At 72.0% G+C, this 15,867-nt stretch carries 15 protein-coding genes; 7 read left to right on the top strand and 8 right to left on the bottom strand.

What is annotated here, in order from left to right; translation table 11 throughout:
* The first annotated feature begins 60 nt into the window (after positions 1–60).
* The 6 genes from ACWEN0_RS24410 (at position 61) to ACWEN0_RS24385 (ending at position 7,107) form a co-directional block, all read left to right on the top strand.
* The gene (locus ACWEN0_RS24410; RefSeq protein ID WP_451977673.1) at positions 61–1,599 is read left to right on the top strand and encodes an NAD(P)-binding domain-containing protein; all 1,539 of its coding nucleotides are present in this window, start codon (positions 61–63) and stop codon (positions 1,597–1,599) included.
* Positions 1,599–2,669, top strand: coding sequence for an alpha-hydroxy acid oxidase (locus ACWEN0_RS24405; protein ID WP_451977670.1), 1,071 nt, complete (start codon positions 1,599–1,601; stop codon positions 2,667–2,669). Before ACWEN0_RS24410 ends, ACWEN0_RS24405 begins: the two co-directional genes overlap by 1 nt.
* A complete protein-coding gene (locus ACWEN0_RS24400) occupies positions 2,666–3,931 on the top strand; it encodes a cytochrome P450 (protein WP_451977667.1) in 1,266 nt (421 codons plus the stop codon). Before ACWEN0_RS24405 ends, ACWEN0_RS24400 begins: the two co-directional genes overlap by 4 nt.
* A complete protein-coding gene (locus tag ACWEN0_RS24395; protein ID WP_451977664.1) occupies positions 3,928–5,208 on the top strand; it encodes a cation:proton antiporter in 1,281 nt (426 codons plus the stop codon). The genes ACWEN0_RS24400 and ACWEN0_RS24395 overlap by 4 nt, the downstream gene beginning before the upstream one ends.
* 64 nt (positions 5,209–5,272) lie before the next feature.
* On the top strand, positions 5,273–5,920 hold the full coding sequence (locus ACWEN0_RS24390; RefSeq protein ID WP_451977661.1) for a response regulator transcription factor: 648 nt from the start codon (positions 5,273–5,275) through the stop codon (positions 5,918–5,920).
* Entirely contained in the window at positions 5,917–7,107 is a 1,191-nt protein-coding gene (locus ACWEN0_RS24385; protein ID WP_451977658.1) for a sensor histidine kinase, read from the top strand. The genes ACWEN0_RS24390 and ACWEN0_RS24385 overlap by 4 nt, the downstream gene beginning before the upstream one ends.
* A 124-nt stretch (positions 7,108–7,231) precedes the next feature.
* Here ACWEN0_RS24385 and hisS read toward each other — a convergent pair whose 3' ends face one another.
* The 8 genes from hisS to ACWEN0_RS24345 all read right to left on the bottom strand — a co-directional run bounded on the left by hisS (position 7,232) and on the right by ACWEN0_RS24345 (position 14,645).
* On the bottom strand, positions 7,232–8,521 hold the full coding sequence (gene hisS / locus ACWEN0_RS24380) for a histidine--tRNA ligase (protein WP_451977655.1): 1,290 nt from the start codon (positions 8,519–8,521) through the stop codon (positions 7,232–7,234).
* Between the two features lie 24 nt (positions 8,522–8,545).
* Complete coding sequence (locus ACWEN0_RS24375; protein ID WP_451977652.1) at positions 8,546–8,935, bottom strand: hypothetical protein; 390 nt, start codon at positions 8,933–8,935, stop codon at positions 8,546–8,548.
* A gap of 86 nt (positions 8,936–9,021) precedes the next feature.
* Positions 9,022–10,185 carry an amidohydrolase family protein gene (locus ACWEN0_RS24370; protein ID WP_451977649.1) on the bottom strand — a complete coding sequence of 388 codons (1,164 nt, stop codon included), beginning with the start codon at positions 10,183–10,185 and terminating at the stop codon, positions 9,022–9,024.
* Between the two features lies 1 nt (position 10,186).
* Positions 10,187–11,314: an MAB_1171c family putative transporter gene (locus tag ACWEN0_RS24365; protein ID WP_451977646.1), complete on the bottom strand. Its 1,128-nt coding sequence runs from the start codon at positions 11,312–11,314 to the stop codon at positions 10,187–10,189.
* On the bottom strand, positions 11,311–11,832 hold the full coding sequence (locus ACWEN0_RS24360) for a hypothetical protein (protein WP_451977643.1): 522 nt from the start codon (positions 11,830–11,832) through the stop codon (positions 11,311–11,313). Before ACWEN0_RS24360 ends, ACWEN0_RS24365 begins: the two co-directional genes overlap by 4 nt.
* Positions 11,829–12,233 carry an XRE family transcriptional regulator gene (locus ACWEN0_RS24355; RefSeq protein WP_451977640.1) on the bottom strand — a complete coding sequence of 135 codons (405 nt, stop codon included), beginning with the start codon at positions 12,231–12,233 and terminating at the stop codon, positions 11,829–11,831. The genes ACWEN0_RS24360 and ACWEN0_RS24355 overlap by 4 nt, the downstream gene beginning before the upstream one ends.
* Positions 12,234–12,558: 325 nt before the next feature.
* Positions 12,559–13,011 carry a flavodoxin family protein gene (locus ACWEN0_RS24350; protein ID WP_451977637.1) on the bottom strand — a complete coding sequence of 151 codons (453 nt, stop codon included), beginning with the start codon at positions 13,009–13,011 and terminating at the stop codon, positions 12,559–12,561.
* The gene (locus ACWEN0_RS24345) at positions 13,011–14,645 is read right to left on the bottom strand and encodes a phospho-sugar mutase (RefSeq protein ID WP_451977635.1); all 1,635 of its coding nucleotides are present in this window, start codon (positions 14,643–14,645) and stop codon (positions 13,011–13,013) included. The genes ACWEN0_RS24350 and ACWEN0_RS24345 overlap by 1 nt, the downstream gene beginning before the upstream one ends.
* A 30-nt stretch (positions 14,646–14,675) precedes the next feature.
* On the opposite strand from ACWEN0_RS24345, the gene ACWEN0_RS24340 reads away from it, so the two are divergent.
* Positions 14,676–15,836: a glycosyltransferase gene (locus ACWEN0_RS24340; RefSeq protein WP_451977632.1), complete on the top strand. Its 1,161-nt coding sequence runs from the start codon at positions 14,676–14,678 to the stop codon at positions 15,834–15,836.
* The last annotated feature ends 31 nt before the right edge of the window (positions 15,837–15,867 follow it).

Genomic DNA, 15,867 nt, shown 5'->3' with positions numbered 1-15,867 from the left:
TCTGAGATCTCCGGAGCAGGCTCGGCATCGATCAAGGTGCCGAGCCTGCAGGAGGTCGTCGTGGCGGAAGTGCTCGATTGTCTGGTCGTCGGGGCCGGGCCGGCCGGGCTGCAGCTGGGGCAGCACCTCGGCCACGCCGGGCACCGGTACCTGGTGCTGGAGGCCGGTTCCGCGCCCGGCCACTTCTTCGAGACCTTCCCCCGGCACCGGACCCTCATCTCCATCAACAAGAAGCACACCGGGTACGGCGATCCCGAGCTGCGCCTGCGGATGGACTGGAACTCGATCCTCGCGGAAGGCGACGACGAGCCGGTCCTGTTCACGGACTACAGCGAGAAGCTCTTCCCGGACGCCCCGGATCTGCTTCGCTACCTGGCCGACTACGCGGCGAAACACCAAGTGCAGGTCCGCTACGACACCCGGGTGACGCGCATCCGCCGCGATCCGGAAAGCGCTCTCTTCGTCGTCACCGCCGGTGATGACGAATGGCAGGCGCGCCGGCTCGTCCTGGCCACCGGCGTCACCAAGCCGTACATCCCGCAGTTCCCCGGCGTCGAGCTGATCGACCAGTACGCGGACGTCGACGTCGACCCGAAGAGCTTCACCGGCCAGCGTGTTCTCGTGCTGGGCAAGGGGAACTCCGCCTTCGAGACCGCCGACAACCTGTGCGAGACCGCCGCGGTCGTGCACGTTGGCGGGCCGCGGCCGGTGAAGCTCGCGTGGCGCACCCACTTCGTCGGGCACCTCCGCGCGTACAACGCGGGCATCCTCGACATGTACCAGCTGAAACTCCAGCACGCGATCCTCGACGGCGACGTCCGCGAGATCCGCAAGGACGCCGACGGCTACCACGTCAAGTTCGCCTTCGCCCGCGCCGACGAGGTCATCAAGGAGATCCGCTACGACCGCGTGATCGGCTGCACCGGCTTCCGCTTCGACGCTTCTCTGTTCGACGAGGACTGCCGTCCCGAGCTGACGATCAACGACCGCTTCCCGGCGCAGACGCCGGACTGGGAGTCGGTCAACGTGCCCGGTCTCTTCTTCGCCGGCACGATCACGCAGGTCCGCGACTTCAAGAAGGCCACGAGCGCGTTCATCCACGGCTTCCGCTACGGCGTCCGCGCGCTGGCGAAGGTCCTGGACGAGCGGTACCACGACACGCCGTGGCCGAGCGTCGAACTGCCCGCCAAGCCGGACGCGCTCACCGACGCCGTGATCGGCCGGATCAACCGGACTTCGGCGCTGTACCAGCAGTTCGGCTTCCTCGGTGACGTCCTCGAGGTCGACGGCGACACCGCCCGCTACCGCGAAGAGGTGCCGGTGGACCGGGTCCTCGCGAACCCGCCCGAGGACGCCTACGTCGTCACCCTCGACTACGGCCCCGACCACGACAAGATCGACCCGTTCGACTTCGTCGCGCGCGCGGCCCAGGACAAGGCGAACGACCACGGCGAAGGCCACTACCTGCACCCGATCGTCCGGCACTACCGCCGCGGCGAGCTCGTCGCCACCCACCACGTCACCGAGAACCTCGAGAACGAATGGGACAAAGAGGTGCACGTCGAGCCGCTGACCGCGTTCTTCGCGCGGGAGCTGTGATGCGGACGGTCGCGGAGTTCGAGGCGGCGGCCCGGCAACGCCTCGACCCGGTGCACTACGACTACTTCGCGGGCGGCGCGCAGGACGAAATCACCCTGGCGGAGAACGAATCGGCGTTCAAGAAGCTGCGGCTGCTGCCCCGGGTGCTGCGCGGAAGCGACAAGCGCGACCTGAGCCTGACGCTGCTCGGGACGCCGTCCTCGATGCCGATCCTCGTCGCCCCGACGGCGTTCCACCGGCTCGCGCACGCCGATGGTGAGGTGGCTACGGCCCGGGCCGCCGCCCGGGCGGGCACGATCATGATCGTCAGCATGGCCTCGACCACGGCGATCGAGGACATCGCCGCGGCGGCCCGCGAGGTCGCGCCGGATCCGGGCCTGTGGTTCCAGCTCTACCTGCAGCCGGACCTGGAGTTCACCGAGGCGATCGTGCGGCGCGCCGAAGCCGCGGGGGTGAAGGCGTTCGTCGTGACCGTCGATTCGCCGGTGCTCGGCCGCCGCGAGCGCGACGACCGCAACGACTTCCACGACCTGCCGGCCGGGCTGGTCGTGGAGAACCTGCGCAACATCGGCGAGAACCGCAGTGGCGGGAACACCAGCCACGTCCGCGAGATCGTCATGTCGGCCGGGCTGAACTGGGACCACATCGCGTGGCTGCGGGGGAAGACGAAGCTGCCGGTGCTGATCAAGGGCGTCCTGCACCCCGAGGACGCGCGGCTGGCGGTGCACCACGGCGTCGCCGGGATCGTCGTGTCCAACCACGGCGGGCGGCAGCTCGACACCGTGCCCGCCACGGTCGACGTCCTCCCCGAGATCGCGGCGGCCGTCGGCGGGGCGATCCCGGTGCTGCTCGACGGCGGGATCCGCCGCGGCACCGACGTCGTCAAGGCCCTCGCCCTGGGCGCGGACGCGGTCGGCGTCGGCCGCCCGGTCGTCTGGGGCCTGGCCGCGGCCGGCCGCGACGGCGTCACGCAGGTCCTGGAGCTGCTGCGTGACGACTTCGACCAAGCGCTGGCCATGTGCGGCGGCCGGCACCCGGCCGACCTCACCCCGGACCAGGTGCGGCGATGATCGGCAAGGCGCTGGCGGCGGCCGCCGTGGCGACCGCGCCCGCGTGGCTGCCCGGCCGGGTCGTGGCGCTGCGCATGAAGATCTTCGCGCTGGTCAACGGCGAGGACACGGTGACGATCCCGGGCGAGCAGGTCGGCGCCCGCGACTTCAAGCGCGTCTACGCCGACCCGGCGGCGAACGGCCGCAGCCAGGGCGCGGCGCTGTCCGACCTGTTCTGGTACTGGCTCGCACCCGGGCCCGAGGTGCACCAGGAGCACCTCGAACCCGGGCCGCGCTACGACGAGGTCGCCAAGTGCACCCGGCACATCCTGGTCAAGTCCAAAAAGGACTCCGAAGAGCTGGCCCGCCGGGTGGCCGCGCACGTCCTCGACGGCCTCGGCCCGGGGCTGGTCCGGCTGCGCGACGAGATGATGCCGATCTGGGCCGAGCTGTACTACGAGCTCGTGTTCGACGAGCCGTGCCCGCCGGAGGCGCGGGACCTCATCGTGGGGCACGCCGACGACGTCGTCTCGGCCCTGAAGTGCGTGCGGCCGCGGAACATGCGCCGCCGGGCCCGGCTGACGAAGTACCTGCGCCGGCGCCTCGCCGACATCCCGCACCCGCTGCCGGACTCGCTGACGCCGGAGGAGCAGGCTTTCTACCTCCAGGGCACGTTCTTCAACACCGCCGTCGTGCAGATGTCCGAGGCGATGGCGCACCTGCTGATGATCATCGCGCAGGACCCGGACGTCCAAGCCCGGCTCGCCGCGCACCCGGACGACGACGCCTACCTGGACCAGGTGATCTTCGACGGCCTGCGCACGTTCCCGCTGTTCGGCATCGCGCACCGGATCTCGACCGCGGACATCGAGCTGCCGGACCTGACGATCCCCGCCGGGACGGTGCTGTGCTTCAGCTACCCGGGTTTCGCCGCGCAGACGGCGAAGGACGACTTCATCCCGTTCGGGGTCGCGCAGAACCGCGCCTGCCCGGCCCGCGGCCTGGCCCCGGTGACCATGCGCGTCGTGGCCCAGGAGGTCCTGCGCCGGTTCAGCCTCGCCTCGACGGCCGGGCACACGCGCTCGATCCCCAACCGCGGCCCGGTGCTGCTCACGCCGCGCGGCGCCCGCCGCAAGCACGCGCCGCTGGTGTGGCTCGCGGTCCGCGACCGCTGGGAAGACGTCTGGCGCAGCTTCGCCCAGCTGGTCTTCGGGACGTACATGGTGCTCGACGCGCGGAAGCAAGCCCTCTGTTCCAGGTACTTCGCCGGAGGTGAGTCATGAGCCCGTCCGAAGCGGCGCCGGTCTTCTTCCTGGCCGTCGTGGTGATCCTCGTCGTGGTCAGGCTGGTCTGCCTGGTCGCGGTCAAGCTCGGCCAGCCGCCGGTGGTCGGGGAGATGATCTCCGGCGTGCTGCTCGGCCCGTCGCTGCTCGGCCTGCTGCTGCCGGGCGTGCAGGCCGCCCTGTTCCCCGACGCCATCCGGTCGCTGCTCTACGTCGGCGGCCAGATCGGCCTGGTGATCTACATGTTCGGCGCCGGTTACGAGTTCAGCCTGAGCAGCATCGGGAAGTCGCGCAAGGCGGTCGCCGCTATCTCCTCGGCGGGGACGCTCGTGCCCCTGGTACTCGGCTTCGGGGTCAGCGCCGTCGGCCTGAGCTGGGTCGGCATCGGCAAGGAGGGCGTTTCGCCGGTGACGTCGATGGCGTTCGTCGGCGTCGCGCTGGCGATCACGGCGTTCCCGATGCTGGCGCGGATCATCACCGAACGCGGGATCGCCTCGACCCGGTTCGGCTCGCTGGCGCTGGCCTGCGGCGCGCTCGACGACGTGCTGGCGTGGGTCCTGCTGGCCGTCGTGCTGGGCATGCACGCCGGCTCGGCCGGGCCGGTCGCGCTCGCGCTCGGCGGCGGTGTCCTGTTCGCGGGGCTGGTGTTCATCGTCGGGCGGCGGCTGCTGGCCAAGGCGATGAGCAGCGAGCGCGTCAGCGTCGACCAGCGCGTGCTGATCACCGCGATGACGTTGTTCGCGGCGGCCTGGTTCACCGACACCATCGGGCTGTACGCGGTGTTCGGCGCGTTCTGCGTCGGCATCGCGTTCCCCCGCGCGCCCGCGGCCGACGCCGTGCTCGCGAAGATCATGCCGATCGGGCGGATCGTGTTCCTGCCGCTGTTCTTCACCTATTCCGGCCTGAACACCCGGTTCGCGCTGCTCGCGGACCCGAAGCTGCTCGCGTTCGCGGTGGTGTGCGTGCTCGTCGCGATCGTCGGCAAGCTGGGGGCGTCCTGGGGCGCGGCTCGGCTGGCGGGGGAGCCGCCGGCGATCGCCTCGCGCGTCGGCGTGCTCGTCAACGCGCGCGGGCTGATGCAGCTGATCGCGCTCAACGTCGGACTGGCCGCCGGGATCGTCTCGCCCGCCTTGTTCACGGTGCTGGTGCTCGTCGCGTTGGTCACGACCGTGATGACCGCGCCGGTGCTCGGGTGGCTCGACCGGCGCGATGCCCGCAAGGGGACCAGCGAGGTGCTCCCGACGGCCGAGCCGGTCCCGGTAACCGGGAAAAGTTGAGGGTTCAATTCCGGAAGATCACTGCCAGTATGGGTTCGTGCACGATGGGGCGGCTAAACCGAGAGTGCTCTTGGTCGAGGACGACCGCGAGCTGGCGGGCCTGCTCGCCGAACTGCTCGCGGAGGAGGGCTACGAAACCGACGCGGCGCACGACGGCCAGCGGGGCCTGCACCTCGGGCTCACCGGGCAGTACGACGTGATGGTCATCGACCGCCGCCTCCCGGTGCTGGACGGGCTCGAGCTGCTCGTCCGGCTGCGGGCGCGCGGGGTGACCACGCGGGTCCTGGTGCTTTCGGCGCTGGGCGAGCTCGCCGACCGCGTCGGCGGCCTCGACGCCGGTGCCGACGACTACCTCGTCAAACCGTTCGAGGCCGAGGAACTGCTGGCCCGGCTGCGCGCGCTCGGCCGTCGCGACCTCGAGGGTGCCGAGTGCCTGCCGGTCGGCACCGCGGCCCTCGACCTGCGGCGGCACGAGGTCGTGCTGCCGCGCGGGGAGCGGATCACGCTGTCCGGGCGGGAGTTCGAGCTGCTGCGGACCCTGGCGCAGCGGCCCAAGGCGATCCACCCGCGCGCGACACTGCGCACGAGCGTCTTCGCCGACTCCACCGGGGAGTCCATTGTGGACACCTATGTGTACTACCTGCGGCGCAAGCTCGGCCGCGACGTCGTCCGGACCGTGCACGGCCTCGGCTACCAGATCGGCGCGGTATGAGACCCGACCCCGAAGAGCGGGCCCTGCGGCGGGCGCGGTGGGCGATCACCGCGCAGATCGCCGTGGTGGTTTCGCTGCTGGTGGCGGTCGCGGGCGGGATCGCCTACGGGATGCTGATTTCGCGGCAGCACGCCGAGGCCGACCGCACGCTGGCCCGCACGACCGAGCTGGGCCCGGCCGCGACCCCGCCGGGGTGCGTCTGGCTGTTCACCCCGGCCCTGCACGCGCCCGCGGGCCCGCCGCCGGCCGGGATGCCCATCCCGGCGTTGACCGCGACCGTGCCGTCCCCCGGCGACGTCCACACGGAACGGCGTTCGATCGGCGGCATGACCTACACGATCCGCGTCGAGAACCGCGGCGGCGTCGTCTCGCAGGCGTTCTTCGAGGAGCTGTACCAGATCCAGGACCGTTCGGCGCTGGTGTCCGGGCTCATCGTCGCCGAGGTGCTCGCCCTGCTGGCGGCCGTGCTGTGCGGCCGCGTGCTGGCGTGCCGCGCGATCCGCCCGCTGGCCGACGCGCTGCGGCGGCAACGGACGTTCGTCGCGGACGCCTCCCACGAGCTGCGTGCCCCGCTGACCCGGCTGCACACGCGGGCGCAACTGCTGGCCCGGCGCGCGTCCGGCCGCGACGCGGCGGACCTCGACCAGCTGGTGCGCGGCACGCGGGAGCTCGGCGACGTCGTCGAAGACCTGCTGCTGTCGGCGCAGGCGTGCGACCGGCAATCGCTGGAGCTGGTGGAACTCGGGTCGCTGGCGGAGGAAGCCGTCGCGGCGGAGGCGGTGCGCGCGGGGGAGGGCCACGTCCGGCTGGCGGTGACGCGCGAGCGGCGCGAGTACGTCGTCCAGGGCGTTCCGACGGCGCTGCGGCGCGTGCTTTCGGCGTTGCTGGACAACGCCTTGGGCCACACCCCACCCGGCGGCTCGATCGAGGTGTGGCTGGGCGTGCCGGACGAGCGGCACGTGGAGCTGCGGGTGCGCGACACGGGCGTCGGCTTCCCGGCGGCCGACGCGGAACGCATCTTCGAGCGGTTCGCCCGCGGCTCGGACGGCGACGGCCGCCGCTTCGGCCTGGGCCTGGCCCTGGTCCGCGAAGTGGTGACGGGCCACGGCGGCACGATCGCGGCCGCAGGCCGTCCCGGCGACGGAGCCACGTTCACCCTGCGCCTGCTCCGCGCCGACCCGGCGTGATCAGAGAGGCATCACACGTGATTGGACGGGCATCACGCGTGATTGGAGGGGCATCGGCGTGATGCCTCCCCAATCACGCGTGATGCCTCTGGGAACACGCGTGATGCCCCGCTGAGCACGGGGTTCAGGCCAGCAGGGCCTGGACCGCGGCGGGGGCGTCGGCGATGGCGACCGGGTTCTGCTCGCGCGTGGCGAGGCTGCGGACCGTGACGTTGCCCGCCGCCCAGTCCTCCTGGCCGACGATCACCACCGCGACCGCGCCCGCCTTGTCCGCGCGGCCGAGCTCCTTGCCCAGCTTGCGGTGCTCGATCGGCGTCGACGTGCGGAGCCCGGCGGCGCGCAGGGACTGCGCGACCGAACGGGCCTCGTCCGACAGGTCTTCGGTCACCGGGATCACCATGACGTCGACCTCGCTGCGCGGCGCCGGCGTGAGGCCGTGCGTGTCGAGGAAGTCCATCAGCGTGACGTCACCCATGCCGAACCCGATGCCCGGGATCTGCTGCGGCGTGAACATCGACGCGAGGTCGCTGTAGCGGCCGCCGCCGAAGAGGGCGCGGCGGTTTTCCGGCGAGGTGTCGAAGACCTCGAACACGGTCGACGTGTAGTACGCCAGCCCGCGCACGATCATCGGCTCGTACTTCACCAGGCTGCCCGCGCTGCCGTTCAAGACGCGCACCAGGTTCGACTGCTCGCGCACCTCGGCCGGCAGCTCGTCGAGCAGCGCCTCGCCCGCACCGAGCGTCTCGGCCAGCTTCTCGAACCCCTTGTCCGACAGGCCGATCTCGGCGGCGCTCTCCGCCAGCTTCTCGCGCGGGTACTTCTCCCAGCGGTCGACCAGCGCGAACACCTGGGCCAAGTGGTCCTCGGAGACGCCCGCGACGTCGGTGAGCGCCGACGTCAGCAGGTTCCGGTCGTTGACGCGCAGCACGAACATGTCCGGCGTCGCGCCCAGCGCGGCCATCAGGTCGTGCACCAGCTCGAAGATCTCGATCTCGCAGTTCGCGCTGTCCGAGCCGAAGATGTCCGCGTTGATCTGCCAGTGCTCACGGACCCGGCCGCGCTGCGGCGCCTCGTACCGGTGGCAGTTCGGGTGGCTGTACCAGCGGACCGGGAACGACAGCGACTTCGCGCTCCCGGCGATCATCCGGGCCACCGACGGCGTCATCTCCGGGCGCAGCGCCAGCCGCCGCCCGCCCTTGTCGGTCAGCGTGTACAGCTGCTTGTCGGCGAGCTCCTGACCGGACTTCCGCTCGTAGATCTCGGCCGATTCGAGGATCGGGCCGTCGTAGCGGAGGAAGCCGCGGCGCTCGAGGACCTCGTAGAGATGTCCGAACACCTGGGTGCGCACGGACATCTCGGCGGGCAGGAAGTCCCGGGTCCCCTTGTAGGGCGCGGTCGGCAGGTATTCAGGCACGTCACCCAGCTTAACGACCGGCGCTCAGGCGAAGGCGACCCCGTAGGCCGTGAGCAGCGTGGCGGCGCCGAGGAGCACCGCGCCGGCTGACGTGACGCGCCCGCCGAGCTTGCCCCGGCCCGGGACCAGGTGCAGGAAGAACCCGCCGGACTGGGCGAGGATCCCGAAGAGCAGCAGGAAGCAGGCGATCCACAGCGTGCTGCCGGAGAAGGTCGTCCGGCTCAGGATCTGCAGCGCGACCAGGGCGAGGATCAGCAGGACGCCGGCGTGCGCGTGGCCGGCGCGGAACATCGCGCGCTGGTGTTCGGTGAGCTTCTTCTCGCGCAGCACGCCCATCAGCGCGTAGCCGCCGTACATCACGGTCGGCAGCGAGACCAGGGCGATCACCGTGAACAGCTGGGTCGGTCCGTGCATCGGGGGACTCCTTCGAGGTGGGTGAGCGCAACAGTAACACTGTTTTAAAACGCTGTCACCAAATCAGCCGTTCCCCGATCGGGGACCTAGGCCGCCCGGCCGCGGGCCAGCACCAAGAGCGGGTTCCGGAGCGCGGACAGCGACGCCAGCGGATCGCCCTCGACGACGAGCACGTCCGCGGCGAGGCCCGCTTCGAGCCGCCCGGTCACGTCGGCGAGGCCCAGCCCCGCCGCGGAGTCGCAGGTGGCGATCTCGAGGATCCGCCGCCGCGGGAAGCCCAGCCACTCGTACAGCTCCAGCGCGCCCACCGGGTCGTCGAACACCGAGCCCGGCAGGCCCGCGTCCGTCCCCGACAGCAGCCGGACGCCGTGTTCCTCCAGCCACGGGAGCCGCCCGTACATCGCCTGCGCCGCGTCGTCACCCAGCTTCTCGACGATCACCCGCCAGTTGCGGCTGCTCGTCGAGCACGCCGAGATCCCCGACGCCGCCATGCGCGCGGCCACGGCGTCGCGGCGGTCGAACGAGCGCGGCCCGGTCAGGAAGCTGCAGTGCTCGATCGTCGACACCCCGGCCGAAACCGCCGCCTCGATCGCGTCCGCGCCGTGCGCGTGCGCGGCCACCGGGAGCCCGTACGAAGCCGCGTGGGAGACCACCACCGAAAGCTCGCGCTCGGAGAACTGCGACTCCCACATGTCCGCGCCGCCCTCGGTGATCTGGCCGCCGCTGGCCATCACCTTGATCACGTCCGCGCCCGCCTCGGCGTTGGCGTCGACCAGCGCGCGGATCTCGTCGTCGGAAGCGACCGCCCCGCCGAAGAAGTGGCAGTGCCCGTCCGGCACCGTGATCGGCGGCCCCGACACGAGCAGCCGCGGCGCGGCCTCGCCGTCGAACGACTGGCGGACCGCCGCACCGAGGTGCCCGCGGTCGCCGAGGTCCCGCACCGTCGTGACCCCGCTGCGCAGCATCGAAGACAGCCGCGAGCGCGCGTCATCCACCGACGTGCCGGCCGAGAAGTGCGCCAGCATCTCCCGGGACGCGTCGAAAGCCAGGTGCACGTGGACGTTGAACAGCCCGGCCAGCACGGTGGCGGTGGGGAAGTCGTGCCGCTCGGCGTCCGGTGACGCCTGCGCGACGACGTCCGCGCGCGGGCCGGCCGCCACGATCACGTCGTCGCGGACCAGCACGGCGCCGTCTTCCACCGGCGCCGACGGCCGGGGCAGCACCCGGCCGGCGGTGATCAGGATGTCCACGTCACGCCCCGTTCTCCAGTGCGGCCGACAGCGCGAGCAGCGGCCGGACGTCGGATTCGATGTCGTCCGCCGGCGCGGGCAGGATCTGCTTGGCGTGGCCGTCGCTCTCCTCGCCGGCCGCGTGCCGCTCCAGCGCCGTCTTCAACGCGGCCGCCGCGGCGCCGGGGTCGGTCGCGACGACCTCGCCGAAGTCCGCGTCCAGGTAGGGCGAAAGCTGCACCAGGCCGTCCCGGATCTCGATCACCCGGCGGTAGTGGACGCGGTGGATGCTGCGCGGCGAAAGCCGTTCGCTCCGGCGGCGCGGCGGCGTCCGCAGCACGATGCTGGGGAAGGCCTGGACCAGGACCGTCCACAAGGGACCCAGCGCCTGGTGCTCCCGGCGGTGCTGACGCCGGCGTCGCAGCGCCGCAACGCGCGCCCGGACGCCGGGGTAGGTGACGCCGAGCAGGAACAGCATCCCGCCGATGATCACGAACGGCACCCCGAGCAGCAGCAGGACCTTGACGACCGGCCCGAACGCCCACGCCACCACGATGTACAGCGCGCGGAAGATGCTGCCGATCGCCGCGCAGGCCATGCCGGCCGCGCTGAGCCGCAGGCCGATCCGCAGGTGCCGGTCGGCCACCCGCTGGTAGCGCACGATCCAGGCGGTGCAGGCGATGAGGCCGTAGATCAGGTACAGGCCGGCGCCGAGGTAGAACACGGCGATCCCGGAGTCGTGGATCGTCGACGGCCCGAGCGGGAGCCCGCGCAGCTGCGGCGGGGTCAGGGCCATCGCGACGATCATCAGCGCGATCGCCGCGGCCAGCGGCACCAGCTCCACCGCCACCCGGCGGTAGCGCCGCGGGCCGAGCGCCGAGCCGAGGAAGAAGATGACCAGCGCGCACACGCCGCACGCCAGCAGCGCGTTGTTGGCCACGCGCGCGGCACCGAGACCGAGGACCGCGTCGACCTCGTCGGACACCACCGGCTGCTGCAGCAGGAACGCCGCGGCGAACCCGGCGACGCACGCCGTCACCGCCCAGTTCGGCACCGTCGGCGCACGTTGCACCTGGTAGATCCGCCACGCGAGCGCGGCGGCGAACAGCACCAGCGCGACAATGTTCACGGGGCTGAAAAGTGTGCTCACAACCACCCTTGGTGATCGCCGAGCGCCCCCTGGATCCGGCGGAGATCCCGGTCCGCAGCGCGCCGCGGGATCGTGTAGTTCAGGACCGACGCCCACTCGAGGATGATGGTCGCGACGGTCTCGGCTTCCCACTCGTGCGCGTCATCGTAGGACGACCGGCGCAGCGCGCGGTGTACGGCATCCGGGTCAAGATCCGGAACCGGGCCGCGCAGGAAGTCCGCCGGCTCGGCGTCGCCGTGCGGGTGGTGGTCGGCCAGCATGTGGCCGAGCTCGTGCAGGATGATGTGGTCCTGGTGGGACTTCGTCGTTTCGGCCTGGTAGAAGATGTAGTCGGCCGCCGACGTCGCGATCCAGCAGCCGAACGGGCCCGGCACCTCGAGCGGGTAGGCCATCAGGCGGATCGGCTTCCCGCGCTGCTCCCCGAGCCGCGCGCACAGGACTTCGACGTCGAGCGGCGGGCCGATGTCGAGCTGCTTGAGCAGCTTGCGGCAGCGGCGGCGCAGCTCCCGTTCCTTCATCGCGCGGCGTCCTCCGGGTTCCGGCCCTCGCGTTCGGCCCGTTCGTAGCGCTCCACCAGATCCAGCAGGTCCATGACCTGCCTTCGCCCCTGCGGCGAAAGCTCCTGTGCCCGCATCGCCATCAGCTGCGCTTCCCCGGCCGGGGGTGCGGCCGCCTCTTCGTCGAAGAAGTACGTCACGGGCACGCCGAACAGCTTCGCCAGCGCCTCAACGTAGTGGATCTTCGGGTTGACGCGCTTGCCCGTGGCCAGCTGCTGCAGGTAGGCGGGCGACATCGCCGGCCCGCCGGCCCGCTCGACGGCCGCCGAGATCTCCCGGTAGCTGTGCGGCGCGCGGCCGTCCACCCGAGCCGCCTCGATCAGGGCGCTGAGGCGCTCCGCGAAGGTGCGTTCCCGTGCCATCTCCGCCCCCTAGGTTTCCGCCGTGAAAATTCTAGCCGGGAAACCACTGTACGCACATGTTGACAGCTATCGTATGCAGTGGTTTACAGTTGGCGCGCCTCTCGTCTTGCTCTCCGTACCCTGGGGGTGTACGGAACCGCAAGACGAGAGGCCGTCGTGTCCGCCGACTCGTCATGATCGGCCGTCTGTAGTACGCTTCGGGAGCCAAGGTTGAACGCCCTCGCGGCGATCCCTTGGCCAACGGCCTGTTGCCGGAGGTCGACCCCCAGGGCTTCCGGTGACAGGCCCCCTAATCTTCTTGAATGTCTCCGTTTGAATGTCTCCGTCAGGCCATCACCGTCGCGGCGAGCGTGCCGCCGAGTTCGGTGCAGGCGTCGAGGGTCTTCTTGTCCGGATCGCCCGTCGTGATCACCGGGTCCGCCGCCTTCGCCCAGCCCAGTCCCGTCGTGATGGCCAGCAGCTGGCGCTCGGTCCCGGACGTGTCGCTGTTGCCGTGGATCCAGTAGCCGAACGGACGGCCGCGCGTCGCGTCCAGGCACGGGTAGTAGACCGTGTCGAAGAAGTGCTTCAGCGCGCCGCTCATGCTGCCCAGGTTCGCCGGGGTGCCCAGCAGGTAGCCGTCCGCCTCGAGGACGTCGGGCACGGTCGCCGCCAGCGCCGGCCGGCGCACGACCTCCACGTCCTCGATGTCCGGGTGCGCCGCCCCGGCCAGCACCGCCTCGAACAACGCCTGCGTCGACGGCGACGGCGTGTGGTGGACGATCAGCAGCCTCGGCATCAGGCGAGCAGCTCCTCGACGGTCCGGCGCAGCGCCGTCAGCCGTTCCTGCGCCGCGGCCCGCGCGTCCGCCAACGAGCCCGTCACCGGCGTCACGACCTGCAGGTACGCCTTCAGTTTCGGCTCGGTCCCGGACGGGCGCACGACGACGCGGACGCCTTCGCCGGTCAGGCGCAGCACGTCCGCGTCCGGCAGCAGGTCTTCGAGCGTCACCGCGACCCCGCCCAGCTCGGCCGGCGGCGTCGCCCGCACCTTCGCCATCAGCTGCCCGCGGACGGCGAGGTCCGTGACGCGCAGCGAAACCTGGTCGGTCAGGTGGACGCCGTACCGTCGCGCCAGGTCGTCGAGGACGTCCAGCGGCGTGCGGCCCTCGGCCTTCAGTCGCGCGGCGTACCCGGCGGCCAGCGTCGCGGCGGCGATGCCGTCCTTGTCCCGCACGAAGCCCGGGTTGACGCACAGGCCGAGCGCTTCTTCGTAGGCGAACACGAGCCCTTCGCCGGCGCGGACCAGCCACTTGAACCCGGTCAGCGTCTCGGCGTAGCGGGCACCCTCGGCTTTCGCGATCTCGCCGAGCATCGACGACGAGACGATGGTCGTCGCGACCAGCGGGTCCGGCAGGACCGTGCGGTCCACTGTGGACAGCAAGTACGAGCCGAGCAGCACGCCCGTCTCGTCGCCGCGCAGCATCCGCCAGGAACCGTCGCGCTCGCGGACGCCGAGCGCGCACCGGTCGGCGTCCGGGTCGAGGGCGATCGCCAGGTCGGCGTCCACATCGGACGCCAGTGCGAGCAGCAGGTCCGTCGCGCCCGGTTCCTCCGGGTTCGGGAACGACACCGTCGGGAAGTCCGGGTCCGGTGACGCCTGGTCGGCCACCAGGCGCAGGTCGGTGAACCCGGCCCGCTCGAACGCCGCGTGCAGCGTGTCGGCGCCGACGCCGTGCAGCGCCGTCGCGGCCACCCGCACCACGCGGTCCGCGCCCATCGGCAGCGCCGCCACCTCTTCGAGGTAGGCGTCCAGCAGGTCGACGACCTGGGCACCCGGCGCCCGCGGCACGCTCACCGCGGCGGGCGCGGCCTCGATGGCCCGCTCGATCTCGCCGTCGGACGGCGGCACGATCTGCCCGCCGGTCGCGTCGTAGAGCTTGTACCCGTTGTCCGCCGGCGGGTTGTGCGACGCGGTGATCTGGATGCCCGCCACCGCGCCGAGCCGGCCGACGGCGAACGCGAGCACCGGCGTCGGCAACGGCTTGGGGAACACCTTGACGTCGAAGCCGGCCGCGGACAGCACCTCGGCGGCCGCGGTCGCGAAGGCTTCCGAGCCGTGCCGCGCGTCGCGGCCGACGACGACCAGCGCGCCCGCGTGCCCGTGCGCCTTCAGCCACTGGGCGACCCCGGCCGTCGTCCGGGTGACGACGGCGACGTTCATCCCGTTCGGCCCGGCGCGCACCGGCCCGCGCAGCCCCGCGGTGCCGAACTCGAGCGGCCCGGCCATCCGGTCCGCCAGCTCGTCGCCGGCCGCGGCGTCGCCGCCCATCGCCCGGGCGAGGACGTCCTGCAGCTCGGCGCGGGCGTCGTCGTCGGGGTCGTCGGCGATCCAGCGGAACGCGGCGTCACGCAGGGTGGAGGTCACAGTCACCGCGCCAGCCTACGGGCTAGGGTCGGGGGAGTGCGCTTGCTCTTCACCTCACTGGGGTCCTACGGTCACACGTTCCCGCTCGTCCCGCTGGCGGTCGCCGCGCGCGACGCGGGCCACGACGTCGTCTTCGCCACGTCCGAAGATTTCCTGCCACAGCTGACCAAAGCCGGGCTCGAGACGGCCGCGGCCGGGCTCGCCATCAGGGACGCGTTCGGCCAGGCGTTCGCCGGAGCCGGCCCGGCCGGCCCGCGGCGCCCGCCGGGCGAAATCCCGCCGGAGGTGCTCGGCCCGATCGTCGCGAAGGTGTTCGGCGAGCTGATGCCGGGCCGGTTCGTCGCCGACCTGCTGCCGCTGTTCGAGCAGGTCCGGCCGGACCTGGTGGTGAGCGAGTCGGGCAACTCGGGCGGCGCGTTCGCCGCGATGAAGGCCGGGATCCCGGTGGTGGCGCACGGGTTCGGCCGGGTGTCGGCCGACGACCCGATGGTCGTGCAGATCCGCGACGCGATCCGCGCCCACGCCGCGGAACTGGGCATCACCGTCGGCGAAGACCTCGCGTTCGGCGGCCCGTTCGTCGACATCTGCCCGGAATCGGTGCAGGAGCCGGGTTTCCTGGCCCGCACGAAGCGCGTCCCGCTGCGGCCGGTCGGCTGGAGCGAGCCGGGCGAGCTGCCCGCGGGCGTGCTGGACCGCTCGCGGCCACTGGTCTACCTGACGCTCGGCACGGCGATGGGTCACGCGGGCGTCCTCGGCGCGGCGATCGAAGGTCTGTCCGGGTTGGACGTCGACGTCCTGGTCGCGACGGGCCCGACAGTCGACCCGGCGGCGCTCGGCGAGGTGCCGTCGAACGTCCGGCTCGAAGCGTGGGTCCCGCAGTCGGAGCTGCTGCCGCACGTCGACCTGGTGGTCCACCACGGCGGCAGCGGCACGACGCTCGGCGCGTTCGGCGCGGGCCGGCCGCAGCTGCTGCTCCCGCAGGGCGCGGACCAGTTCAGCAACGCGGACGCGGTCGTCGCGGCCGGCGTCGGCGCGCGCCTGCTCGCCGCCGAGGTCACGGCCGAAGCCGTGGCCTCCCGGGCCCGCACGTTGCTCACGGACACCGCGGTCGCCGACGCGACCCGCACCCTGGCGGCGGAAGTCGCGGCCATGCCCTCCCCGGCCGACGTCGCCGCCCAGCTCCCCGGCTTCGCCTGAGCCGATGGCGGCACTTCCCCGGGAAGTGCCG

It is taken from the genome of Amycolatopsis sp. NPDC004378, assembly GCF_053602455.1.
This window is presented reverse-complemented; position numbering and strand designations above follow the sequence as displayed.

Bases quoted from the DNA above. Each gene is read 5' to 3' on its own strand.
- ACWEN0_RS24405 (WP_451977670.1), top strand. From the start codon at position 1,599: ATGCGGACGGTCGCGGAGTTCGAGGCGGCGGCCCGGCAACGCCTCGAC.
- ACWEN0_RS24400 (WP_451977667.1), top strand. From the start codon at position 2,666: ATGATCGGCAAGGCGCTGGCGGCGGCCGCCGTGGCGACCGCGCCCGCG.
- ACWEN0_RS24395 (WP_451977664.1), top strand. From the start codon at position 3,928: ATGAGCCCGTCCGAAGCGGCGCCGGTCTTCTTCCTGGCCGTCGTGGTG.
- ACWEN0_RS24385 (WP_451977658.1), top strand. From the start codon at position 5,917: ATGAGACCCGACCCCGAAGAGCGGGCCCTGCGGCGGGCGCGGTGGGCG.
- ACWEN0_RS24375 (WP_451977652.1), bottom strand. From the start codon at position 8,935: ATGCACGGACCGACCCAGCTGTTCACGGTGATCGCCCTGGTCTCGCTG.
- ACWEN0_RS24360 (WP_451977643.1), bottom strand. From the start codon at position 11,832: ATGAAGGAACGGGAGCTGCGCCGCCGCTGCCGCAAGCTGCTCAAGCAG.
- ACWEN0_RS24355 (WP_451977640.1), bottom strand. From the start codon at position 12,233: ATGGCACGGGAACGCACCTTCGCGGAGCGCCTCAGCGCCCTGATCGAG.
- ACWEN0_RS24350 (WP_451977637.1), bottom strand. From the start codon at position 13,011: ATGCCGAGGCTGCTGATCGTCCACCACACGCCGTCGCCGTCGACGCAG.